A 23,613-nucleotide genomic window follows, 5' to 3' on the forward strand; every position below is an offset into this window, starting at 1 on the left:
GTCACGGGCGCCACCGCAGGGTGTCGTCGACGGTACCGGCCTCGGACGCCGCGCGCAGCACGGCGAGGCGGGTGAAGCGGCTGTCGAATTCGTCCTTGGTGAGGCCGAAGTTCCGGTAGGCGTCGCAGAGTTCGAGTGCGCCCCGCTTCACGTTCCATTCGCAGTCGAAGCCGGGTATCGCGGCGCGGAAGCGGGCGAAGTCGACCCGGTAGGAGCGCGGGTCGGCGCCGTTCTCCCCGGTGATGCGCACCTTCGACCCGGACACCGCCTCGGCGACCTGCTCGGCGATCTCGGCGACCGTGACGTTGTTGGTCTCGCTGCCGATGTTGAACGCCCGGTCGTGCACCGCCTCGCGGGGCGCGGTCAGCGCGGCCGTGAAGGCCCGAGCGATGTCGGCGGCGTGCACCAGCGGACGCCACGGCGTGCCGTCGGAGAGCACAAGCACCTCGCCGGAGAGCAGCGCGTGGCCCACCAGGTTGTTCAGCACGATGTCGGCGCGCAGCCGCGGCGAGAAACCGAAGGCGGTGGCGTTGCGCATGTACACCGGGGTGAAGTCGTCGTCCGCGAGCGCGTGCAGGTCGTCCTCGACCCGCACCTTGGACTCCGCGTACGGGGTCACGGGGCGCAACGGGGCGTCCTCGCCCACGAGTTCGTCGCCGCCCGCCGCGCCGTACACCGAGCACGTCGAGGCGTAGAGGAAGCGCTTGACCCCGGCCTCGCGGGCGAGGCGGGCCAGACGGACGGAGGCGTGGTGGTTGATGTCGTAGGTGAGTTCCGGCGCGAGCGAGCCGAGCGGGTCGTTGGAGAGCGCCGCCAGGTGGATCACGGCGTCCACCCCGGCCACGTGCTCGGCGGTGACGTCGCGCAGGTCCACCCGGTGCCCCTGCGGGTCGTCGGGGGTCGGGCCGAGGACGCAGTCGGCGAACAGGCCGGAGTCGAGGCCGACGACATCGTGTCCTGCGGCCTTGAGGACCGGGGCCATCACGGTGCCCAGGTAGCCCTGGTGTCCGGTCAGTAGTACGCGCAAGGTTCAATCCCCCAGAGTGAGGGCGCCCGCTGCGGGAGCGCCCAGGTCGAGCGTGAGTTTGGTGACGGCGAACGCCTCTGCGTAGCGCTCGTGGCATTCGATGCCGCGGATCCGGGCGAGGCCGAGGAAGGCCTCGCGGTCGTACCAGGGGCGGTGTCGCTGCGAGCCGTAGTGCTCCTGCAGCAGCCGCACCTTCTGTTCGGCGATCTCCGGTTCCAGCGGCTGGTACGCGGACATCCGGCCGAGGTCGCCGTCCCACTTGACGATCTCGTAGCCGAGCACGAGGTGGTCGCGGAAGGCGGTGGGCATCAGCTGCGCGAGGCCGCGGTGGTCCTGGTGCGCGTCGTCGGCGCGCGGGGCGAGGACGAGGTCCGGGTCGCTCTGCAGGCGCAGTTCCTCGACCGCGGACTTGGCCTCCTCCCAGTGTGCGGGCAGCCGTCCGTCGGGCAGCTTGTGCACGGTCAGGCGCAGGTCGGCGCCCGGGCAGAAGGCGGCGAGCGCGGCCCGCTCCTCCTGCTCGCGCTCGGTGCCGCCGCCGGAGAGCACCAGTGCGTCGACGCGCAGGCCGGGGTGTGCCCGGCACAGCGTCAGGAGGGTGCCGCCGGCGCCGATGGCGATGTCGTCGCAGTGGGCGCCCACCGCGACGATCCGGCCGGGGCGGCCGGCTCCGAGCCTGATCACGCGCTCACCCCCGCCTCGTCCCGCTCCCACACGGCCCACGGGCGGTCACCGCGCGTGTAGCCGGCGTCGAGCGCGGCCCGCTCCTTGACGGTGTCGGTGGGCTTCCAGAAGCCGCGGTGCTGGTGCGCCACGAGGCGTCCCTGCTTGGCGAGTTGGGCGCAGCCGTCGGCGACCAGGTCCCCGTTCTCCGGTATGTGGTCGAAGACCTCCTGGCGGAGCACGAAGTACCCGCCGTTCTCCCACAGCGGCATGTCGCTGACCGCGGTGATGCCGCCGACGAGGCCGTCCTCGCCCAGGTCCACGCAGTGGAACGAGGACTGCGGCGGGACCACCATCATCGACGCGCCGGCGTCGCGCACCGCGAACCGGTCGACCATCTCGTCGAGCGGGGCGTCGGTGAGCACGTCGGCGTAGTTGGCGAGGAACATCTCGTCGCCGTCGAGGTGGTGGCGCACCCGGCGCAGGCGTTCCCCGATCGGTGACTCGATGCCGGTCTGCGCGAACGTGATCGTCCAGTCGGCGATGTCATTGGACAGGAGCTCGGCCCGCCCGTTGCGCAGCACGAAGTCGTTGGACGTCGTCTCCTCGTAATTGAGGAAGAAGTTCTTGATGTGGTGCGCCCCGTAGCCGAGGCACAGGATGAACTCCTTGTGCCCGTAGTGCGCGTAGTAGCGCATGACGTGCCAGATCAGTGGCCTGGGGCCGACCATCGCCATCGGCTTGGGCACGTCGTCGTCGGCGCCGCTGCGCATCCGCATCCCGTAGCCGCCGCAGAACAGAACGACCTTCATGCTGTTACCTCTTTCGCGGGCACCTCGACGACGCTCAGTTCCGGGATGGGGAAGACGAGCCGGCCGCCCCAGTCGTGCACGAACGCCAGCTGCTCGGTCAGCTCGGCCCGCAGGTTCCACGGGAGGACCAGGACGTAGTCCGGCTTGTCCTCGGCGATCTGCTCGGGCGGCAGGATCGGGATCCGGGTACCCGGGGTGAACCGGCCGTGCTTGTAGGGGTTGCGGTCGACCGTGTACGCGAGCAGGTCGGGGCGGATGCCGCAGTGGTTGAGCAGCGTGTTGCCCTTGCCGGGTGCGCCGTAGCCGACGACCGTCTTGCCCTGCTCGGCCGCCGTGATGAGGAACTTGAGGAGGTCGCGGCGGACCTTGGCCACCCGGGCGGAGAACTCGGTGTACCCGGACAGCTCCTGAAGCCCTGCCGCCTTCTCCCGCGCCAGCACGTCGGCGACCCGCTGCGAGGGCTCCCCCGCCACCTCGGCGGGCCGGGCCCACAGCCGGATGGAGCCGCCGTGGGTGGGCAGCAACTCGACGTCCACGAGGGCGAGTCCGCCGCTGGCGAGCGCGCGGATCGCGGAGGCGACCGTGTAGTACTGGAAGTGCTCGTGGTAGATCGTGTCGTACTGGTTCTCCTCGATCAGCGTCAGCAGATGCTGCACCTCGATGGAGACCCAGCCGTCGTCGGCGACCAGGGCGCGCAGGCCCTGCGTGAAGCCCACGACGTCGGGGATGTGCGCGTACACGTTGTTCGCCGCGACCAGGTTCGCCGGGCCGTGCTCGGCGCGGACGTCCGCCCCGACCTGGGGCGACAGGAACTCGGTGAGCGTGGGCACACCGTTGTCACGCGCGGCGGCGCCGACGTTGACCGACGGCTCGATGCCCAGGCAGCGGATCCCCCGGTCCACCACGTGCTTGAGCAGATAGCCGTCGTTGCTCGCGACCTCGACCACGAAGGCGTCGGGGCCGAGATCGGCGCGCTGAACGGCGTCGGCGACGTACGTACGCGCGTGCTCCACCCAGGACGTCGAGAACGACGAGAAGTACGCGTACTCCTTGAACGTCTCCTCCGGCGTGATCAGCGGCGGGATCTGCGCCAGCCAGCAGTCGGTGCACACCCGCAGATGCAGCGGGAACGCGGGCTCCGGCGCGTCCAGTTGATCCGCGGCGAGAAAGCTCTCGCACGGCGGTGTCGCCCCCAGATCGACGACGCTCGCCAGCGTCGCCGAGCCACAGAGTCGGCACTGTGTCATTTACTGCCCCCCATTGATTCCGTCCCCCATGTGTTTCCTTGTGCGGTGTTCCCTGGTGCGGTGTTTCCTTGTTGCGACCGGCCCGCGATCGCGGAGCGGTACTCCTCTTCCAGGCGCGCGAGCCCGACGGCCGGGCTGAAGCCCCGCTCGTAGCGGAGCCTGGCCGCCCGGCCCATCTCCCGGTTGGCGGCCGGTTCGGCCGCGATCCGGCGCAGACAGGACGCGAGCGAGGTGCGCTCGCCCGGCCGGTGCAGCAGCCCGGTGCCGCCGTCCTCGACGAGTTCGACGAAGGCGCCGTGCCCGGACGCGACGGCCGGGACCCCCGCCGCCATCGCCTCCGCGACCACCAGGCCGAAGGTCTCCGGGGCCAGCGAGGGCGCGACCACCGCGACCGACCGGGCGATGGCCTTGCGGACCTCGTCCGGTTCGAGCAGTCCGACGTAGCGCACGTCGTCCCGGCCCTCCGCCCAGGTGCGCACCTCGCCCTCCAGCGGGCCCGAGCCGGCGAGCACCAGTGGCACGCCCACCCCGCCCTCCGCGGCGATGATGTCCCAGGCGGCCATGAGCACCCGTACGCCCTTGGCCTCCGCGAGGCGGCCGAGGTAGAGCAGTTGCTCACCGTCGCCCTCCCTGCCGACGCCCGGGTCGGGTACGAAGTTGTGCTTCACGGTCAGCAGCTCGGCCGGCAGGCCGGAGCGCACGAGGACGTCGCGCTGCGCCGCGGAGATGCAGAAGAACCGCTCGACGCCCGTCCACCACCGCCGCCGGTTGACCGTCAGGTTGACCGCGAGCGGCACCGTCGCGAGCCGGGAGCCCCGGTAGCAGCCGTGCCGCACGGCGGGCAGCGGCAGCCGCGAGCCGATGCAGTCGGTGCACAGCCGCCCGTCCCGCTGCAGGGTGCCGGGCGGGCACACCTGGTAGTAGTTGTGCAGCGTGGCGACGGCGGGCACCCCGGCGTCGGCGCAGGCGGCGAGGACCGCGGGCGACAGCAGCGGGAAGACGTTGTGGACGTGCACCACGTCGGGACGGTCGGCGCGGAGCTTGGCGGCCAGTTCCTTGCGGACCGCCGGGTTCCACGGCACGAGCAGCGGCACCGCGACCTTGCCGAGCAGCGACCGGTCCGCGATGTCGTCGCTGCGCCGTTCGAACAGCTCGACCCGGTGGCCCGCCGCGCGCAGCAGCCCGACCTCCTCGTCGACGACCCGGTTCTCGCCGCTCGGCTGCCCCGAGGAATAGCGGTTGTGCACCACGAGTATGTACATGGTCAGCTCACCTCCCGTTCCCGCGCCCAGCGCGGGGTGTGCCGCCCGGGCACCGGGGGTGCCTGGAACGGGGCGGCCTGTGCGGGGACCGCCAACAGCGTTGCGGCCAGGGCCAGATGCAGCAGATACGGCGAGGCGTCGCCCAGGCCCGCCTCGGTGTACGACGACAGGGCGACATAGCTGATCAGGAAGATCGCGCAGGCCCTCTGCAGCGACGGTGGCCGCAGCAGTGCAACGCCCCCGAGGACTATGAGGACGGCGGCGACGAGGGTGACACCGATCAGGCCCTGTTCGTTGTAGGCGGCCAGCCAGCTGTTGTCGATCGGCAGCCCGCCGAACGACTTGTCGCCGAGGCCCATGCCGAAGAACTGCTCCGTGTTCGACCGGGGCGCCGACAGCAGCGCGTCCCAGACCTTGGCCCGGCCGGTGAGGCTGGTGAAGTACTCCTGGGTCTGCCCGCGCAGGAACCACGCCTGGAGCGCGGAGGCGAACCCCACGCCGGCCACCGTCACCACGAGCACCGACCACGCGAAGAAGCGGCGGGCGGCGGCGCTGGTCAGCAGCAGCGAGCAGACCGCCAGCACGAGCCCGACGAGCAGGCCGACCGTGGCCGTACGGGTGTGGGTGAGCGCGAGCAGCACGAGGGACGGGACGATGACCACCGCGGCGCTCGTCCTGTCGATCCGGCGGCCGACCAGCAGCAGCACGGTGAGTCCGATGATCACCGCTGTGTACTGGCCGATCTGCGGCGGGGTGAGCGGCCACAGCGCGCCGACGAGCCGCCCGCCGTACAGCTCGGGCATGGCGGCGCCGGGTGAGATGAGCAGGCCCGCGACCACCGTCAGGAGAATCCCGGAGTACATCCGGATGTGGTACCGGACGAAGGTCAGGCTGCCGTCCCACCAGCAGCTCAGCAGCCACAGGGTGCCGATGAAGAGCGCGAGGCGGGTGCAGCGGAACAGCCCGCCGGGGCCGATCCCCAGGCTGGAGATCACGCTCGGCACGAGCAGCAGGGTCAGCAGGAACACGAAGGCGCTGGGCCTGATCCGCAGCCGCCTGTTGAGCGCGAGCGCCAGGGCGAACGCGGCGACCAGTGAGCCCATCGTGACCAGCTGGATGATGGAGCGCGGCAGCGGGAGGATGGTCTTGGCTCCCGCGGAGCCCATGGTGTTGATGCCGAGCAGCAGCCAGACGATGCCGACGGCCTTCGGTGTGGCAGGCATCTGCCGTTCTTCCATCTCAACCACCGGCCTTCCGGCCGAAGGTGCTGCCCGCGTCCTGCTTGTACGGCGCGTCCTGCCAGTCACCGCGGTCGATGACCCGGCTCATGTCCTCGACGACGAACGTCCACGGACCCCGGTAGACGTTGTCGTGCCAGCGGTTGTCCTGCTTCAGGGTGATGGCTCGGGCGACCCGCTCGCCCTTGTACGGCGACCAGTCCGGATAGGAGCCATAGACGGACAGGATCCCCATGCGGCCGCAGTTGTCCGTGCACTTGACGACGGAGGTGTCGAGGACGAAGCGGTTGTCGTGGATGTCGACGCGCTGGGTCTTCCACCGGCAGTCGTCGTACAGCGGTGGCTTCGTGATCGCCGGCCGGGCGCAGGTCTTGACGTCCTTCACCATCGGCGTGCACTCACCGGTGGACGTGTTGGCGGGGCTGTTGCAGAACCGGTTGGAGTTCTCCCAGAGGGTGATGCCGTTCCAGTTGTTCTCCATCAGGTTCCGGTAGATCTCGAGCTTGTCGGTGCGGGCCTTGACCCGTGGCTCGCCGCCCGCCTCGGAGATGTAGATCGTCCCGTACGGGAAGCTGTCGCCGCGCTTGGCCGGCTTGCCGCCGCTGACCCAGTTGTTGCGCCGCATCGTGTTGTCCCGGATGACGGCGTTGTAGCTGGTCTCGTACATCAGGGCGGCGCCGTCGTTGGCCTCGATCAGGTTGTCCTCGATGAGGAAGTCGTTGTTGTTGTTGTCGGCCCAGATCCCGACTCCGCGGTTGTCGTGCACCCAGTTGCCGCGGATGTCGGCGCTCTTGACGGCCCAGAACTTCATGCCGCCGGTGCAGCCGCAGCCGGGCTGCTTCTTCTCCCAGTTCTGGGTGTTGTTGCCGACGACCTCGTTGCCCTCGATGACCAGGCCGCGGGCCGTGTCGCCATCCTTGTAGCCGTTCACGCCGTACTGCCCGTTCTCGCGCAGGCAGTTGGAGCGGATCTTCTGGCGGTCGCCGGTCATCATCCCCGCGCCCGCGTTGTGCTGGATCGTCGCGTGCTCGATCACCCAGCCGTCGGCCGAGCCGGGGTTGACGACGCCCTCGTTCTGCTGCGGGACGAAGCGCTCCACCGTCAGAGAGCGGATGACGACATCACGGGCATGGCCGCCGAACGCGTACTGGTTGACCTTCCGGCCGTCGAGCACCGCGCCGGGCGCGCCGATGTAGCGGTTCCCCTTCTTGGGGATGACCTGCGCGTAGCGCGCCGACTCGAGGCGGTGCTTGCCGGGACGCAGCCAGAACGTGGTGCCCGCGGGGTTGCTCTTGGTCTTCTCCGCCAGGTCGTTGACCTTCTTGGGGTCGACGGTGACCGCACCCTTGGGCGCTTTCTCCGGCCCGCCCGACGGTTTGTCGCAGACGCGGGCCACGGCCGCCTTGGACCCCGTCCTGCTCGGCGACGCCGACGCCTTGGATCCGGCGTCCGACGTGCTCGTGCAGCCCGTCGCCGCCAGCAGGACCAGCGTCAGCGGTGCCGCGGGGCCCGCCCAGTGCCGCCACTTGATACCCACGTCTCTCCCCTCCCCTCTAGCCCAGGAACCTGAGCACGGTGGTGAACTCCCCCGCGCCGTCGGCGTGTCCGCTGCCGATCAGCGTCGTGGCGGGTTCCTTGCGGCCGAATCCGGCGGAGTACCAGCCCAGCGGTGGTTCGGTGTCGCCGCGGTGCGCCCGCCAGGACAGCCGCTCGGGCAGCTCGATCTCGGCCGAGCGGTCCTCGCCGTCGCGCGTCCAGGCCAGCAGGGCCCGGTTGCCCGACAGCTCCGCGCTGACCTCCGGCCCGAGGTGGAACGCCAGGCGCATGTCGCGGCGCGGCCCGTCCACCTCGTCGACGACCGTCAACTCCTGTATCTCCACGTTCAGTTCGACGCGGCGGCGATGCACGGAGGGCCGGTAGCCGTCGTGTTCGGCGCGCCAGCGGTCCGCGCCCGCCTCCAGGACCTCGGTGCGCGCGTGCCGGGTCCACAGGAACGGTCCGCCGGATTCGGACTGGTCGGTGCCGTCCAGCTCCAGGGTGTTGTGGCCGACGGTCGACCGGAAGTAGCGCCGCCACTCGGGCTGCCCGTGGTAGCAGTACGTCCCCGGGTCGGCGAGCACGTCGACGCCGTCGTGCCGGACCTCCACGGACAGCGCGTCCGCGTGGGCGTGCGCGGCGATGGACAGGAAGCCGTGCGGTCCGCCGTCGCAGCGGCACCAGATCTCGCCGCTCCTGCCCTGCCCGCGAAGGATGGTGAGCCCCGCGTCCGCGAAGTGCGCCGGTCGGGCCACCGGGCGCCGGACGGTGGGTGCGGCGGGCTTGATCAGCGCGGCGAGCAGCGGGGTGCGCACATCGGTCGAGGTCACCTCCGGCCACCAGTCGAGCCGGCCGAACACGGCCTCCCCGGTGGCGAGGAGCGAGCCCCAGCGGTCGGTGCCCGCGCCGTCCACGATGAGGCCGTGTCCGTCGTCCGCGTCGCCCTGGCGGGGCGGCCGCAGCCTGTTGTCGACGACGGCCGCGAGCGCGTCGGTCATCCGCAGCAGCACGATCCGTACGGTCGGGGGCAGCGGCACTCCGGCCGCGTCCGCCTCGGCGACCGCCGCCAGGCCCAACTCCAGGACGAGGCCGTGGTACTCGGTGGCCAGTTCGCGGTTGAGGCCGGAGTGGAAGGTGTTGCCGCGCAGGTGCCGCTCCAGCGACTTGAGCGCGCTCGCGCGCCAGCGCCGCGACGAGGGGAACCAATCGAAGGCGCAGGACGCCGCGAACTGCCCGGCGGCCTCGGCGACGACGTGGTTGTTCGCCGAGGAGCCCCGGCTGGGGAAGGCGGCGAGCCAGCGCTGGTGGTGCCAGATCTGGTGCACCGCCACGGAGTTGTCCTCGAACAGGTCGACGACGCCCGGCCAGCCGTCGAGCAGCCGGCGGATCCACACCCAGGACAGCAGCCGGATGCCCAGCTCGATGCCGCTGATCCAGTGCACGCCGCGCAGCGGCGGGTTGGCCGCCCACCACGAGCGCAGGTGCTCGGCCACGCGCTCGGCGTAGCGGTCGTCCCCGGTGAGCGCGTAGGCCGCGGCGAGCCGGGTGAGGTACTGGTGGCGGGACGGCTCCCAGATCTGCTTGATGTCTCCGACCACGTCCTCGTCCCGGTACGGCACGCCGAACGCGTAGCCGAACGGCGCCCGGCGGCCCGTCTTCGGGTCGTGCCACCAGTCCGGATCGACCAGGTCGTCGCGGACCACGCCGAAGAACTCGGCGTGCCCGTACATCAGCCGGTCCGCCTCCGCCACGAGGCGCTTCACGGCTTCCGGCGGCACCGCGGCGAGCGCCCCTGCGGGCAGGACCGCGGTGAACCGGGCGCCGGAGACGCTCGGGGAGACGGGCCGCGCGGAACGCCAGCGCCGCCTGCGCGCCGCGTCGCCCACCCGGCCCGCGACCTCCCGCGGCCCCATCCGGGACAGGCGCCGCAGATACCAGCCCGCGCTCATCGTCATCGCGGCCCCGCCAGGGTGACAGGCGCGCCGCCGGCCAGTCCCGCCTGCACGGCGAGGGTGGCCGCCGTGGTGGCGACGAGCGACTCCAGCGGTACGGGCATCGGGCCGCCGGTCCGTACGGCCCTGATGAACGAGGCCAGTTCGGCGTTCTGGCCCTTGTCGCGGGCCTTGGGGAGCCGGGAGCTGACCCAGCGCTTGCGGCCGTAGACCGACGCGCGCACGAAGTCGTCGAGCCGCAGCGCCCTGCCGTCGGCGACCAGGTCCAGCGTCTCCTTGGGGAAGGCAGCCGGGCCGGAGGTGACGTAGCTGATCGTGGCGGTGGACCCGTCCGGGTAGCGCAGCACGACCTGGAGGTCCTCGTTGCCGGACGTGGCGGTCGCGTACACGGAGACCGGGTCGGCGTCGAGCAGCCAGCTCGCCGTGTCGATGAAGTGGCCGCCCTCTCCGGCGAACCGGGAGCCCTCGGTGCCCTGTTGGAGGTACCAGCTGCCGTGGTCGAGCCGGCCCGCGTTCACCAGATAACGCAGGTGCGCCGGTCCTGAGCGGGCGCCGAAGCGCTGCTTGGCCTCCCGCAGCAGCGGTGAGAACCGGCGGTTGAAGCCCACCTGGAGGCGGTCGTTGCCGGACTCCTCCACCGTGGCGAGGACGCTCGCCAGCTCGTCCTCGCTGAGCGCGAGGGGCTTCTCCACGAAGACGGTCTTGCCGGCGAGCAGGGCCTGCCGGGTCAGGTCGGCGTGCGAGCTGTGCCGGGTGACCACGAACACCGCGTCGATGGACTTGTCGCCGAGGACGGCGTCGAGGTCGGTGGTCGCCTCGGCAAAGCCGAACTTGCGCTGCGCGTTGGCCGCGGACAGGGCCGTCGTGGTGACGACGGTCGACAGCTCGACGCCCTCGCGCCCGGTGAGGTGCGGCAGCAGCATCGACGTCGCGTAGTTCCCTGCGCCGACGAACGCGAGGCGCACCGGCGTCCTGGCGGCCCGCACCGGACCCGGCCGCACGGTCACGGCGGGCACGCTCACCTCGGGCGCCTCGGCCCGCGGGGCCTGTTCGGCGTAGCGGAAAAGCGCGGTGACGGCCTTGAGTTCGCCGTCCTTCAGGCGCTGGTACGTCTCGACGGCGTCGTCGAAGTCGGCGACGTGGGTGATCAGCGGCTCCACGTCGACGTTGCCACGCGCGAGCAGGTCGAGGAAGCAGGCCAGGTTGCGGCGCTCGGTCCAGCGCACGTAGCCGATCGGGTAGTCGCGCCCCTCCAGTTCGTACGACGGGTCGTAGCGGCCGGGGCCGTACGAGCGGGAGAACCGGACGTCGAGTTCCTTCTCGTAGTACGCGTTCCAGGGCAGGTCGAGGCGACACTTGCCGATGTCCACGACGCGGCCGCGGTCCCGGCAGAGCTTGGCGGCCAGCTCGACGGGCTGATTGCTGGAGCCGCCGGCCGCCAGATACACCTGGTCGACCCCGTGGCCGTCGGTCAGTTCGGCGACGGCCGCCGTCACGTCGGCGGACTCCGGGTCGCCGCAGGCAGCGGCGCCCTGCCCCGTGGCGAGTTCGCAGCGCGCCGGGTCGGGGTCGACGCCGACGACGCGGACGCCCGAGGCGGCGAGGAGCTGCACCACCAGCTGGCCGATCAGGCCGAGGCCGATGACGAGGGCCGTCTCGCCGAGCTGCGGCTCGCCCTGGCGGACGCCCTGGAGGGCGATCGAGCCGACGGTGCCGAAGGCGGCGTGCCGGGGCGCGACGCCCTCCGGCACACGCGCGTAGAGGTTCTTCGGCACCCAGTTGAGCTCGGCGTGCAGCGCGTGCTCGTTGCCGGCGCAGGCCACCAGGTCGCCGACCTTCACGTCGTCGACACCGGCGCCGACCTGCTCGACGACCCCGCACAGCGAGTAGCCGAGCGGCGTGTAGGAGTCGAGCTTGCCCATCACCTTGCGGTAGGTGGCGGGCAGGCCGTTGGTGGCCACGCTCTGCATGACCTTGCCGACCTGGTCGGGCCGTGAACGTGCCTTGCCCAGCATCGACATGCCGGCCTCGGACACCTTCATCAGCTCGGTCCCGGTGGAGATCAGCGAGTAGCCGGTCCGCACGAGCACGCCGCCGGGCTTGCACCCGGGCACCGGCACGTCCAGCACCGCCAACTCGCCGCTCTTGTAGTTCTGAACAACTTGCTTCACCCGAACTCCTCTGAATTCCTACGCTGTTGACCGAGTGCTCTTGTCGGACCCAGAGGTCGCGTCGCGATACCAGTACTCGAGAGTCAGTACGTGCCACAGATGCTTGGAGTAGTCGCTCTGCCCGGCGGCGTCCGCGGCGACCATCCGCTGCAGCGCGTCGCGGCGCAGGAACCCGGACCTGACCAGCTCCCCGTCGTTGATCACCTCGCGCACGAGCGGCGCCAGGTCCCGGCTCATCCAGGCCCGCAGCGGGGCGCTGAACAGGCCCTTGGGCCGGTGGACGATCTCGCGGGGCAGGATCGAGGTGGCCGCCTCCTTGAGCACGGCCTTGCTCTGCCGGCCGACGATCTTGCGGTCGCCGGGGAAGGCGAACGCCGCCTTGACCACCTCGACGTCGACGTAGGGCACCCGCACCTCCGTCGACGCGGCCATGCTCGACCGGTCGGTGTACGTGAGGTTCAGGCCCGGCAGGAACATCCGGGCGTCGGCCAGGCACATGCGGTTGACGAAGTCGTCGAGGTCGTTGTCCTTGTAGACGTCCGCGTGCTCGGTCAGCACGTCGTCGACCGTCCCGGCCAGGTCCGGGTCGACCAGCGCGAGCAGCTCCGGCTTGTCGTACATGGTGTAGCTGCGCCGGAACGCGGTCTCCTCCGGCAGATCGGCGAAGGACAGGAACCGCTTGGCGAAGCGCACCGACCGGAAACCGCGGCGCGACGTGGCGACCGGCAGCCGGTCCACGGCCGCGGACACACCGCGCCGCAGCGGCCGGGGCACGCGCTGGTAGCGCAGCGCGATCAGGTTCGCCAGGTGCTTGCGGTAGCCGGCGAACAGTTCGTCGGCGCCCATCCCCGAGAGCATCACCTTGACGCCGGCCTCGCGGGCGGCCTGGCAGATCAGATACGTGTTGATCGCGGCGGGGTCGCCGATCGGCTCGTCCAGGGAGTACGTCATCTGCGGCAGCAGGTCGAGGACGTTCGGCGCGATCTCGATCTCGTGCAGGTCGACGCCGAATCGCTGGGCGACCTGCCGGGCGTAGCGCAGATCGTCCGGCATCGCCTCGAACTTGGCGTCCTCGGCGCGGAATCCGATCGTGTAGGCGGAGATCCCCGGCTGCTGCCGGGCCGCGATCGCGGTCAGATAGCTGGAGTCGAGGCCGCCGGAGAGGAAGGTCGCCACCGGTACGTCGGACATCAGGTGTCGCTTCGTCGACTCCTCGACGATGGCGGCCAGGTCCGGCTGTTCACCGCTGCGGGCGCGCTCGCGGCCCTCGGCGGCGACGTCCTTCATCTGCCAGTAACGGCCGCGCTCCACCTGCCCGTCGGGCCGGAATCTCATCCAGCTGCCCGGCGGGAGCTTCTCCGCCTCGCGGTACGCGCAGCGCGAGTCCGGCACCCAGTAGTAGAGCAGCGAGGCCACCAGGGCCGCATGGTCCACCTCCAGCTTTCCGCCGGTGGCGGTGGCGAGCGCCTTCAGCTCGGAGGCGAACACCAGGCCCCCGCCCCGCCGCAGCAGGAACAGCGGCTTGATGCCCAACTGATCGCGCACGAGGACCAGTTCACCGGTGCGCTCGTCGAAGATCCCGAACGCGAACATGCCGCGCAGCCGGGGCAGGCAGTCCGTGCCCCAGCGCCGCCAGGCCTCCAGGAGCACCTCGGTGTCGGAGGTACCGCGGAAGCGCACCCCGGCGGATTCCAGTTCGGCACGGAGCTCGGGTGCGTTGTACAGCTCGCCGTTGTACGTCAGGGCGAGCCCGTCGCGGACCATCGGCTGGGCGCCGGTCTCGGACAGGTCGATGATGGAGAGGCGGCGGTGCCCGAGCTGCACTTCGCCGTCGCCGACGGGGTGGCCGTAGCGGCCGGCCCCGTCGGGCCCGCGGTGGGCGAGGGTGTCGGTGAGCCGGTCGGTCACGACCTTCCCGTCCGGCCACCTGTAGGTGCCTGCGATGCCACACATGTGCTAGCGAGCCTCCTGGTCGTTGTCCGCGCCCCGTGCGGCCCACGCGGGCTTGCGCTCCGTGCGCCGCGGGCCCGAACCGTTCTGCCGTGCCTGTCGGTCGCCCCGGCCGCGCAGCGCGGTGTGCAGCCCGTCCCAGAGCGTGCCGTCGGTGCGGTCCCGGGGGTCGGGGTCGATCAGCACCACACCGATCACCGGGATGCGCTGCTCGGCGAGCTGGCGCGCCACGGTGTGCAGCCATGCGGCGCTGCCGTACCCGGCCCGTACGACGAGCACCGTCTGGGTGCCGAGGTACTGGAGGTCGGTCCACGCCGTGCCGGGCGCCACCGAGCCGACGCCGATCCGGCGGTCCTGGGGCGACAGGGCCGCGGCGTGCTCGCCGCTGACGACCCTGGGGCCGCCCGGCTGCGGGCGGTGGTCGGCGAGCTGCGGTCCGGGCAGTCCGTCGATGACGACGACCGGTCCCTCCGCCGTCAGGGCCCCCGCGAGGTCCAGGGCGATCGCGCTCGTGCTGTGCGCGCAGCCCAGTTCGAGCAGTGACAGCGGCTCCGCCGAGTCGTGCACCGTGCGGGCCAGGGTCGCGGTCAGGCGTTCGCGTGTCGCCCGCGTCCCCCTGCGCCGCCACGGCCTGCCGGACCGCCGGGGCAGCTCCGCAATGACGGAGGCGCCCAGGTTCGCCGAGATGTCCCGGCGCAGCACGGGGCGGTCCGCCACCACCGCGCCGACCGCGGACAGGGCGAGCCCGAGGACCAGGCCGAGGACGAGGCCGATCCCGGCGTTGGTGGCGGCCGACTTGGGCAGCGAGTGCTCCACCGCGCGCGGCGCGTCCACGATCTGCGTACCGGCGACGACCTTGGGCGTGCCCGTGCGTGCCTCCGCGGCGCGCTGGTCGAAGTCGGCGATCCGCGAGTTGAGTTCGGCACGGCGGGAGAAGAGCGATTCGGTGCCCGCCGCATCCTGCGGTTGGTCTTCCGGCGCGCCCTCGCCGATCTCCTTGTTGACCCGGGCGAGTTCCTCCCGCATCCGGTCGCGCTGGTCGAGCAGGGCCTGGGACTCGGCCTTGGCCGCCGCCTGCATCCGGCGCACATGGTCGGCGATGAACGCGTCGGCGATCGCCTTGGCCCGGTCCACCGCCAGCGCCTCGCTGTCGGCCGTCACGTCGATCTGCAGCACGTTGTTGGTCAGTCCCGTGCCCCGGTAGTCCCGCATGAAGTCCTCGGGCTTCTCCTGGGACTTGAGGGTCTGCAGGGCGTCCCTGGCGATGCGAGAGGTTCCCAGTACCTCGATGTCGGTGCGGATGAGTGTTCCCGTGTCGTTGGGCTGGTCCTCCGCGTGCGCGACCAGCACCTTGGTCATGGCACTCGGCGGGGGCGGCATCAGGACCGCCACCGCCGCGCCGGCGATCAACCCGAGCAGCGCCAGGGCGCCCCACAGACGGCGGCGCCTGCGCACGGCGACCACCAGCGCGTGCAGATCGAACAGCGGGGTGCCCGCCGACTCCGAACTCCTGCTCGTCGTCACGCCGAGCCTCCCGTCGCGTGGCCGCGCACCGCGAGTGCGGGCGTGGCATGGTCCGGCGGCTGCTCGGCAGAGCCGGTCGGGCGGACCCTGACCGGTCCCGCCACGACGATGCCGACGATCTCGTGCCGGGCGTCCGCGCACGCCTCGGCGATCCCGGTGAGCTCCTCGGCGGTCCAGCTGCCGGCGCTGAGGACGACCACGGCGCCCGACTCGGCGCCGCGGTCCGGCACGACCGGCCGGTCGACCGGAACCACGACCACGCGCAGCACCGGATCGCCCTTGGCCTCGGCGACGAGCTGCCCCGCGGCGCGCAGCGCGAGTTCGTCACCGTCCGGTACGACGACCAACAGGCGCCGGGTTGATGCCAGTTGGGCGCGGATACGGGCGCACACCCGCCGGTAGCGGGTGCGCCTCGCGGCCTCGTCGCCGGACGGCTGCGGAGCCGGCACGTCCCAGCGGGTGTCGGTGCCGAGCAGCCTGCGCAGCCGGGCCCGCGCACCGCCCCCTTGGGTCGGCTGCGCCCGCTGTTCCCCGGGCACGTCGACGGCCCCGAGGAGCGTCGAGCCGAGCGCGGAGGTGATCTCCTGCTCGGTCCGCAACCGGCGGTTCATGCGGGCGGCGGTGAGATGGCCGATGACCGCGAGCAGGAAGAACAACAGCGCCCCGGCGACGACGAGTTGCGTCCTCGTCGGCGGCGACTGACCGGTGGGCCGGGCGGCCGGCCCCATGACCACCATGCTCGCCTTGTCCGTCGCCGGGTCGGCCTCCTCCAGCTTCTTCATGGCCGCCTCCAGCGAGTTGCGCAGGTTCTCCAGCGCGGTGCGGGCCTGCACGCTCTCCACGGTCCCGCCCGCGTCGGCCCCCTCGGCCAGGTCGGTGATCCGGCGGTTGGTCTCCTGCACCTTCTTGCGCAGCGCCTCGGGTCCCGCGGCCGCGTCGGCGTCGGTCGCGCCGCCCGCGATCCGCGCGGAGAACGCGACGAACTGCTCGGCCACCCGGTCGGTGAGCTGCTGCGCGCGACGCGGGCTCTCGGCCGTGCCCGAGATCGTGATGATGTTGCCGTCGGCGGCCTTGGCGGCCACCCGGTCGCGCAGGTCGGTTCCGTTGACGCCCGACCAGTCGAGCTTGGCCGCCGCACGGTCGACCACCGAGGAACTCGTCGCGATGTCCACCTGGGTGAGCAGCTCGCGCTCCTCCCACTGCCCCGGCAGCAGCACCGAGGCCGACGCCGTGTACCGCGGCGGGAACACCACGGAGATGCCGTAGCCGACGAGCGCGCCCACCACGGTGAGGACGGCGAGAAGCCGCCACCTTCTACGGAGAATCCGGCCGATCGTGACCAGGCGGATCGTGTCCTCGCTCAACGACCCCGCCCCCTCCTTGCCTGGGTGGGACCGCGCTTTGCCACCGCGGCGGCATAAGCGGCGATCAGGGACTCCTGCGAGTTCCGCCACGACAGCGGGCCACCGATCCGCTCCTGGCCGAGCTTGCCCATCCGGGCCCGCTGCTCCGGATCGTCAAGCAGCTGCGCGACCAGACCCGCGAATTCCGCCTCGTCGTTGGCACGCGCGTAGACCGCCGCCTCACCTGCGGAGACGCGCGCCTCTCTCAGATCGAACGAGACGATGGGCCGACCCATGGCCATGTACTCCAGAACCTTGTTCATCGTCGACACGTCATTGAGCGGGTTGCGCGGGTCGGGCGAGAGGCAGACGTCCGCGGTGGACAGGTAGCGCACCAGGTCGGCGTCCGGGATGCGCCCGGTGAACTCCACCTGGTCGGCGAGCCCGAGCTCCCGGGACAGCTCCACCATCGCGTCGAAGGCGTCGCCGGAGCCGACGAACACCGCGTGCCAGTCGGTCCGCCCGAGCTCGTCGCGCAGCTTGGCGAGCGCCCGCAGCGCGTAGTCGACGCCGTCCTGGGGGCCCATCACGCCGAGGTAGCACAGCAGATGGGGCTTGCCGCGCTTCAACTCCGGCTCGGGCGGCACCGGTTGGAAGCGGTCGACCTGGGGCGCGCTGCGCACCACGAAGACGTCCTCCGGACGCTTGCCGCCGCGGCCGAGCGCGACGTCCCGGTAGCTCTCGTTCGTGGCGAGCACGACGTCCGCGGCCCGGTAGGTACTCCGCTCGAGGGCGCACACGGCGCGGTACAGCAGGTCCTCGCCGCGGTCGAACCGCGAGAGGTACAGCTCGGGCACCAGGTCGTGCTGGTCGAAGACGAACTGCGCGCCGCGCCGCCGCAGCCACCGCGCCGCCAGGAACAGCAGGTCCGGGGGGTTGCAGGCGTGGACGACGTGGACCGGTCCCACCTTGCGGGCGAGCCGGGCCGTGTGCCACAGCGCCGATCCGTACTCCCGCAGGTAGCCGGCCGGTCCCCCGGTGGCGGCGCGCAGCGGGTAGCGGTGGATCCGCACCCCGTCGATCACCGTCTCCGGTTCCGTGTCCCGCTTCGTCCCCTGCGGGCAGATGACGTGCACCGTCCAGCCCGCGTCGCGCAGTGTCGTGCACTCCTGCCACACCCGTCGGTCGAAGGGGACCGACAGGTTCTCCACCAGGATCAGGGCGCGCCGCTTCGGCCCGCCGCCGGGGGTTGTCTCTTCGTTCATCGCGTCACCAAGCAAGGCCCATGTACCCCGGTTCGGCCCGACGCGCCTCGGCGTCGGGAAGGCGGACGAGGTCGACGATCGCCGGGCCACCGCTGAGGGGCAGCGCCGACAGGACGGACTCGTCCCTGGTGCCGACGAGGCACACCTCCGCGTGCTCGAGCACCTCGTCGACGGAGTCCGCGAGCAGCTGCGCGAGGTGCGGAAGGCGGCCCTCGATGTACTCGCGGTTGGCCCCCATCAGCCGGGAGAGGCTGACGTTGGCGTCGTAGATCTTGAGGTCGTATCCCTTGCCGTAGAGCCGCTCCGCGAGCTCGACGAGCGGGCTCTCGCGCAGATCGTCGGTGCCGGGCTTGAAGGACAGGCCGAACAGGCCCACCTTGCGCTTGCCGGTGCGCTCGACGAGCTCCACCGCTCGCTGCAGGTGGTCGGCGTTGGACGCCAGCACGTGGGACAGGATCGGCACGGAGACATCGGCCCGCCGCGCGGCGTGCACCAGGCTGCGCAGGTCCTTGGGCAGGCAGGAGCCGCCGAAGGCGAAGCCGGGCCGCAGGTACGCGGAGCTGATGTTGAGCTTGCGGTCGGCGAGGAACACGTCCATCACCTGGTGCGAGTCCACGCCCAACGCCTGGCACACGGCGCCCAGTTCGTTCGCGAAGCCGATCTTGAGGCCGTGGAACGAGTTGTCCGCGTACTTGATGGCCTCGGCGACCGGGACCGGCACCCGGAACACCTCGCCGGGCAGCCCCTCGTACAGCTGGGCCACGACGTCGCCGCTGGCCTGGTCGAGCTGGCCGATGACGGTCTTGGGCGGGTCGAAGAAGTCCCGCACGCTCGTGCCCTCGCGCAGGAACTCCGGGTTGACCGCGACGCCGAAGTCGACGCCCGCCGTGCCGCCGAGGCTCTTCTCCAGGATCGGCACCAGCAGGTTCAGGCAGGTGCCCGGGAGCATCGTGCTGCGGAACACGACCGTGTGCCGACCACCCTCCCCCTTGCGTTCGGCCAGCGCGGCGCCGATCTGCTCGGTGACCCGCTCCAAGTACGTGGTGCACAGGCTGCCGTTGGGCTCCGACGGCGTACCTACGCAGATCAGCGACACATCGCTGTTCATGATCGCCTCACGGACGTCGCGGGTGGCGCGCAGGGCGCCGGTCCGCACGACCTCGGCGGTGAGTTCGCCGATCCGCTCCTCGACCACGGGGGCCCTGCCGCTGTTGACCAGGTCGACCTTCGCCTGGTTCACGTCCACGCCGATGACCTCGTGGCCCTGTCCTGCCAGGCATGCCGCCGACACACAGCCGACGTATCCGAGCCCTAGGACGCTGATCCTCATTGCCGTTCCTCCCCCCAGAGCAGGCCCTTGTGACCTGCCGTTCATACGCCGACGAATCGGCGTCCCCCCTGCTTCAGTACGCCCCTTGTCCGTGGAGCACGGCCCGCAGCGTCTTCCACAAGATCACCGTGTCCAGGGCGAGCGACCAGTCCTCGACGTAGCGCAGGTCGAGGCGGACCGCCTCCTCCCACGGCAGGTCGCTGCGCCCGCTGATCTGCCACAGGCCGGTCAACCCGGGCTTGACCAACAGCCGCCGCCTGATGTCCGGGCCGTACGCCGCGGACTCCTCCGGCAGCGGGGGCCGCGGGCCGACGAGCGACATCGATCCGGTCAACACGTTGAACAGCTGCGGGAGTTCGTCGAGCGAGTAGCGGCGCAGTACGTGCCCCACCCGGGTCACCCTCGGATCCCGCCGGAGCTTGAACAGCAGCCCCGCCCCCTCGTTCCGCTCGGCGAGGCCGGCCCGCTTCCCGTGGGCGCCGGTGACCATGGTGCGGAACTTGACGATGGTGAACTCGCGGCCGTCCTTGCCCACCCTGCGCTGCCGGTAGAACACCCCGCCCCGGCTGTCCATCAGGACGCACAGGCCGACGAGCACCATCAGCGGCGTGAACAGCAGGATCAGCAGCAGCGCGCCGAGCCGGTCGACCATCTCCTTGATCGCCCGGCGTCCCCCGGTGAACGCCGGCATGCTGACCCGCAGCAGCGGTATGCCCAGTACCGCGTCCACGTGCAGCCGCGGTCCCGCCACCTCCATCAGCACGGGGGCCACGACCATTTCGGCGTCGCTGCCCTCGAGGTTCCAGGCGAGGCGCTGCAGCCGGTCCGGCGTCCAGTGTGCGTCGGGGGTGACCGCGACGACCCGGTAGCCGTCGCGCTGGACGTGGCTCGCGACGTCCGTCAGGGGGCCGACGACCGGCACCCCGTCCAGGTGGTCACCGTCGAGCCCGTGACCGTCCGTCGTGCAGACCGCCTCCACCTGCCAGCCGATGTGCGGGAACTTGCGTGTTCTGCTGATCAGGTCGCTGACGGTGGCCGGGCTCCCGGCGGCGAGCACCGGTCGCAGGCAGCGTCCTTCCTTGCGCTGTCTGTGCAGCCACAGCCGCAGCAGATAGCGCGCGGTCATGGTGACGACCGCGATCGCGGGGATCGCGACGAATATCCAGAGCTTGATGTTGCGCGAGGTCAGGGCGATCCCGCCGAGCGCGAGCACGACGGTCGCCGCGAACAGCGAACGTCCGAGTCGGCGGAATTCCTCGGCGCCCTGGCCGAGTACGGCCGGGGCCCACGAGCGGCTCACCGCCAGCGCCCCCAGCACCAGTAACTCGGTGCCGAACGCGAGGATCTTCCATTTCTCGTGCCAGTTGGCCGCGTCCCTGACCCCGAAGAAGCCTCCGATGGCCGCCACCACGAGGGCGGTCGCCACCGTATCGCTCATGATCACGATGCGGCGGTAACGCTGCTCCCAGTCGCTCGCGGGCCGGCGCAGTGCCCCGTTCACCGGACGCCCGTGGTCCGGTGGGAACGGGCTGACCAATTCCCCCTGCTGTACAGCCCCGTCCCGGTCACCAGCGGGTTCGACGTGCTCGCCCCACACGGTTACTCCCCCCTCGGGAGGCCGCCGCCCCCCGTGCTGTTTCCCCTCCTCGGGAGGCCCCCCGCCCCCCGCACCGCACCGCGCCGCTCCTCCCCCTCAGGAGGCCCCCGCCTCCCGTGATGCCGTACTGGTTGATTCAGCGCCGCACGAGCAGTCCGCTCACTCGTCGGCGGACTTGGCTCACTGCCGGGGATCCGAGGGCCGAGCCGCTCGGGATTCCCTCGACCCGTGGGGCGCTCCCCGCGCCTCCAGGGCCCTGGTCGGGCACCACGAAACGATCACCCCCCGTTCGATTTCGGTGCGGCCGCGGTCGGTCGCGCGCCACACCGGCCCCCATAGATCGTTATTTGTCGCCTAGTGTCCCGGCATGTGAAGCACGGTCAATCTAGACCATTGAGGCCGCCCATAGAGAGTGATGTGTGGAATTTGTGGTCAAGGTTTGAAGTTGCCTACACGATCAGCCAATTTCGGCGCGAAGACGCCCCCGCACGTCGGTACGGAACCCGGAAAAGACAACGCCCGCCCCGGTCACGTACCGGGGCGGGCGTCGGCGGTGGGGCCACCGCTGGGTCACATCTGAGGCGCCTGCTCAATAAAGGTGTCCAGCACTCCGTCGGCCACCTTGATCGGGCCCTGCGGACGGGTGGTGTTGGGGATGGTGGTGATGGCCGAGGCCTGCTTCGCCAGGTCGGCCGCCTTCGCGAACTCCGCTTCCCCACTACCGGAGTTGAGCTGGGCACGCAGCCCGTCCAGTGTGGCGTTCAGGGCGCCGCCCCACAGTTCGAGGGCGTCGAGCCACGGCTTCGTCTGCGCCAGGAAGGCCTGATCCTTCATTCCGGCGCGAATCCGCTCCGGGGCGTCGGCTAGTACGTCGGCGTAGGCCGAAAACTGACGCAGCGCCGCCCGCCGCTCGGCGCCGGACCCGCCGTCCCACGCCTTGCGGAACTCGTCGATGCGCGCGGCGAGTTCGGGCGCCTGCGGCTGCCAGTTCGTGTCGCCGAAGGTCGGCGCGAGGTGCTGGGTGTCGAAGAAGGCGAGCAGGGCCCGCGCGGTGTCCCGGTCGCCGCCGGCCAGGTAGTCGGCGGCCGCGCGCCACGTGCGGTCCGGATCGTAGTTCTCGTCGTTCCAGGCGAACGAGGCGCCGCCGAAGAGCGCGACCTTGCTCGGCGCCGCCTGGTTCATCGGGTTGAGCACGATGCCGCTCAACTCCTTGTGCAGACCGGCTTCCCGCTTGTCGTACGGGGCCATCAGGAGCCGTCCCGTGGTCTGCCCGTAGTCGTTCACCGGATAGTTGTCCCAAAGGAACACCTTGCGACCCCACACCGTGGACGCGGCCTTGGCGTCCGCGAGACTGATGGAGGGCGGCACGACGTCGGTGCCGGTCCACTGCACGACGACCTTCGGGTCCAACTTCTCGCGCAGCACCGACTTGTACGCGGAGTCCGCCGTGTCGGAGTACTCGGTGGGCACGAACTGGAGCGGCTTCGCGCCCTCGTGGGTGTCGATGAAGTCCTGCTGCACCGCGTTGAGCAGATCGGTCTGCGCCTGCCCCGCGGCGGCCCGCCCCGGCGCCCCGTACTTCGCCTGGTCGGCGTCGCAGTTCCACTTGGTGTAGCTGATGTCGTCGAGCGCCACATAGAAGCTGCGGGCCCCTTGGTCGTACAGCGAACCCAGCTTCTCCTTCAGGGCCTTGACGTCGTCGGGGTCGCTGTAACAGACGGACAGGCCCGGGGAGACCGCGTACGTGAAGTCGACATGGTGGGCGGCGGCCTTCTCGATCAGTTCGCGCAGATCGGCGAGCTTGTCGGCGGGATAGGGCGTACGCCACTTCTCCCGCAGGTACGTGTCGTCCTTCGGCGTGTAGATGTACGTGTTCGCCTTGACGTCGCCGTAGAAGGCGAGTTGGTCGACGCGGTCGCTGTGCGACCAGGGCGCGCCGTAGAAGCCCTCGATGCTGCCGCGCAGCGGCATGCTCGGGTAGTCGGTGATCGAGACGGCCGCGATGCTGTGCGCCCCGGTCACCAGCTGACGCAGTGTCTGGGCGGCGTAGTAGACACCGTCGCCGTCGTTGCCCGCGAGGACAACGATGTCAGAACCGGCGGCGCCCCGGGACGCGAGGGAGTAGCCCTCCGGGTTCAGGGTGTCGGGCACGGTGCCGCCCGCGGCCTTGAGCGCGGCGGCCACCGCGGTGTCCTTGATGGAACCGGCCACAACGGTCAACACACCAGACCTCGGTGCCGACTTGGCGGCGTCACCGGCCTTGACGGTGTCGACGGACCGGGCCCCGGCGGCGGCCAGCGCCCGCTTGATCACCTCGATGCTCGACGCGTCGACCCCGTCACCGAGGACGAGCCGCACCCGGTCCGGCACGCGCAGGTCGGCGCCCGCCGATCTCATGTCCTGCGGAGTGGGCGTGACAACGGGCAACTTCGCCGCCGAGCCGGCACCGACCGCGCCCGGCGCACCCTGGAGCGCCTGGGCGGGCACGGCGACCGCCCCCAGGGTGAGCAGGAGCGCGGCGCCGACGAGAGCGGGGCGGGTGACACGGGGAAGACAGGACGAATGACGTTCAGGCATACGGGACACTGCACCTCCACGGAAGCGGACCCTCGCCTTCGGGCGGGGGCACGTGGTCTAAACCACCACCCATCCATGGCGGTGTCAAGATCCCGTAACCGACGAGGAGTTGCCCAACGGCC

16 protein-coding genes are annotated in these 23,613 nt (G+C 71.1%); all 16 read right to left on the reverse strand.

Going from position 1 to position 23,613, the window contains the following annotated elements; genetic code table 11:
- Position 1: 1 nt before the first annotated feature.
- The 16 genes from ACYSUO_RS00195 to ACYSUO_RS00270 all read right to left on the reverse strand — a co-directional run bounded on the left by ACYSUO_RS00195 (position 2) and on the right by ACYSUO_RS00270 (position 23,491).
- On the reverse strand, positions 2-1,027 hold the full coding sequence (locus ACYSUO_RS00195; protein WP_461773892.1) for an NAD-dependent epimerase/dehydratase family protein: 1,026 nt from the start codon (positions 1,025-1,027) through the stop codon (positions 2-4).
- A 3-nt stretch (positions 1,028-1,030) separates the two neighbouring features.
- Positions 1,031-1,708: a PIG-L deacetylase family protein gene (locus ACYSUO_RS00200; protein ID WP_461773893.1), complete on the reverse strand. Its 678-nt coding sequence runs from the start codon at positions 1,706-1,708 to the stop codon at positions 1,031-1,033.
- Positions 1,705-2,499, reverse strand: a complete 795-nt coding sequence (locus ACYSUO_RS00205) for a glycosyltransferase family protein (RefSeq protein ID WP_461773894.1) — start codon at positions 2,497-2,499, stop codon at positions 1,705-1,707. The genes ACYSUO_RS00200 and ACYSUO_RS00205 overlap by 4 nt, the downstream gene beginning before the upstream one ends.
- Positions 2,496-3,746 (reverse strand): class I SAM-dependent methyltransferase, encoded by a 1,251-nt coding sequence (locus ACYSUO_RS00210; protein ID WP_461773895.1) that lies wholly within the window; start codon positions 3,744-3,746, stop codon positions 2,496-2,498. Before ACYSUO_RS00210 ends, ACYSUO_RS00205 begins: the two co-directional genes overlap by 4 nt.
- A complete protein-coding gene (locus tag ACYSUO_RS00215) occupies positions 3,743-5,008 on the reverse strand; it encodes a glycosyltransferase family 4 protein (protein WP_461773896.1) in 1,266 nt (421 codons plus the stop codon). Before ACYSUO_RS00215 ends, ACYSUO_RS00210 begins: the two co-directional genes overlap by 4 nt.
- A 2-nt stretch (positions 5,009-5,010) precedes the next feature.
- Positions 5,011-6,231: an O-antigen ligase family protein gene (locus ACYSUO_RS00220; RefSeq protein WP_461773897.1), complete on the reverse strand. Its 1,221-nt coding sequence runs from the start codon at positions 6,229-6,231 to the stop codon at positions 5,011-5,013.
- 16 nt (positions 6,232-6,247) lie between these two features.
- A complete protein-coding gene (locus ACYSUO_RS00225) occupies positions 6,248-7,783 on the reverse strand; it encodes a right-handed parallel beta-helix repeat-containing protein (protein ID WP_461773898.1) in 1,536 nt (511 codons plus the stop codon).
- A 16-nt stretch (positions 7,784-7,799) separates the two neighbouring features.
- Positions 7,800-9,737: a heparinase II/III family protein gene (locus tag ACYSUO_RS00230; RefSeq protein WP_461773899.1), complete on the reverse strand. Its 1,938-nt coding sequence runs from the start codon at positions 9,735-9,737 to the stop codon at positions 7,800-7,802.
- On the reverse strand, positions 9,734-11,905 hold the full coding sequence (locus tag ACYSUO_RS00235; RefSeq protein WP_461773900.1) for a bi-domain-containing oxidoreductase: 2,172 nt from the start codon (positions 11,903-11,905) through the stop codon (positions 9,734-9,736). The genes ACYSUO_RS00230 and ACYSUO_RS00235 overlap by 4 nt, the downstream gene beginning before the upstream one ends.
- Before the next feature lie 18 nt (positions 11,906-11,923).
- Positions 11,924-13,858: an asparagine synthase (glutamine-hydrolyzing) gene (gene asnB / locus ACYSUO_RS00240; protein ID WP_461773901.1), complete on the reverse strand. Its 1,935-nt coding sequence runs from the start codon at positions 13,856-13,858 to the stop codon at positions 11,924-11,926.
- A 3-nt stretch (positions 13,859-13,861) separates the two neighbouring features.
- Positions 13,862-15,379, reverse strand: a complete 1,518-nt coding sequence (locus ACYSUO_RS00245; RefSeq protein ID WP_461773902.1) for a Wzz/FepE/Etk N-terminal domain-containing protein — start codon at positions 15,377-15,379, stop codon at positions 13,862-13,864.
- A complete protein-coding gene (locus tag ACYSUO_RS00250; RefSeq protein ID WP_461773903.1) occupies positions 15,376-16,743 on the reverse strand; it encodes a Wzz/FepE/Etk N-terminal domain-containing protein in 1,368 nt (455 codons plus the stop codon). Before ACYSUO_RS00250 ends, ACYSUO_RS00245 begins: the two co-directional genes overlap by 4 nt.
- Positions 16,740-17,987, reverse strand: a complete 1,248-nt coding sequence (locus tag ACYSUO_RS00255) for a glycosyltransferase family 4 protein (RefSeq protein ID WP_461773904.1) — start codon at positions 17,985-17,987, stop codon at positions 16,740-16,742. Before ACYSUO_RS00255 ends, ACYSUO_RS00250 begins: the two co-directional genes overlap by 4 nt.
- 4 nt (positions 17,988-17,991) lie before the next feature.
- Positions 17,992-19,317: a nucleotide sugar dehydrogenase gene (locus tag ACYSUO_RS00260; RefSeq protein WP_461773905.1), complete on the reverse strand. Its 1,326-nt coding sequence runs from the start codon at positions 19,315-19,317 to the stop codon at positions 17,992-17,994.
- Positions 19,318-19,390: 73 nt separating this feature from the next.
- Positions 19,391-20,854 (reverse strand): sugar transferase, encoded by a 1,464-nt coding sequence (locus tag ACYSUO_RS00265; protein ID WP_461773906.1) that lies wholly within the window; start codon positions 20,852-20,854, stop codon positions 19,391-19,393.
- 630 nt (positions 20,855-21,484) lie between these two features.
- On the reverse strand, positions 21,485-23,491 hold the full coding sequence (locus ACYSUO_RS00270; protein WP_461773907.1) for a beta-N-acetylhexosaminidase family protein: 2,007 nt from the start codon (positions 23,489-23,491) through the stop codon (positions 21,485-21,487).
- Between the last annotated feature and the right edge of the window lie 122 nt (positions 23,492-23,613).

This window comes from Streptomyces sp. UC4497, assembly GCF_054871485.1.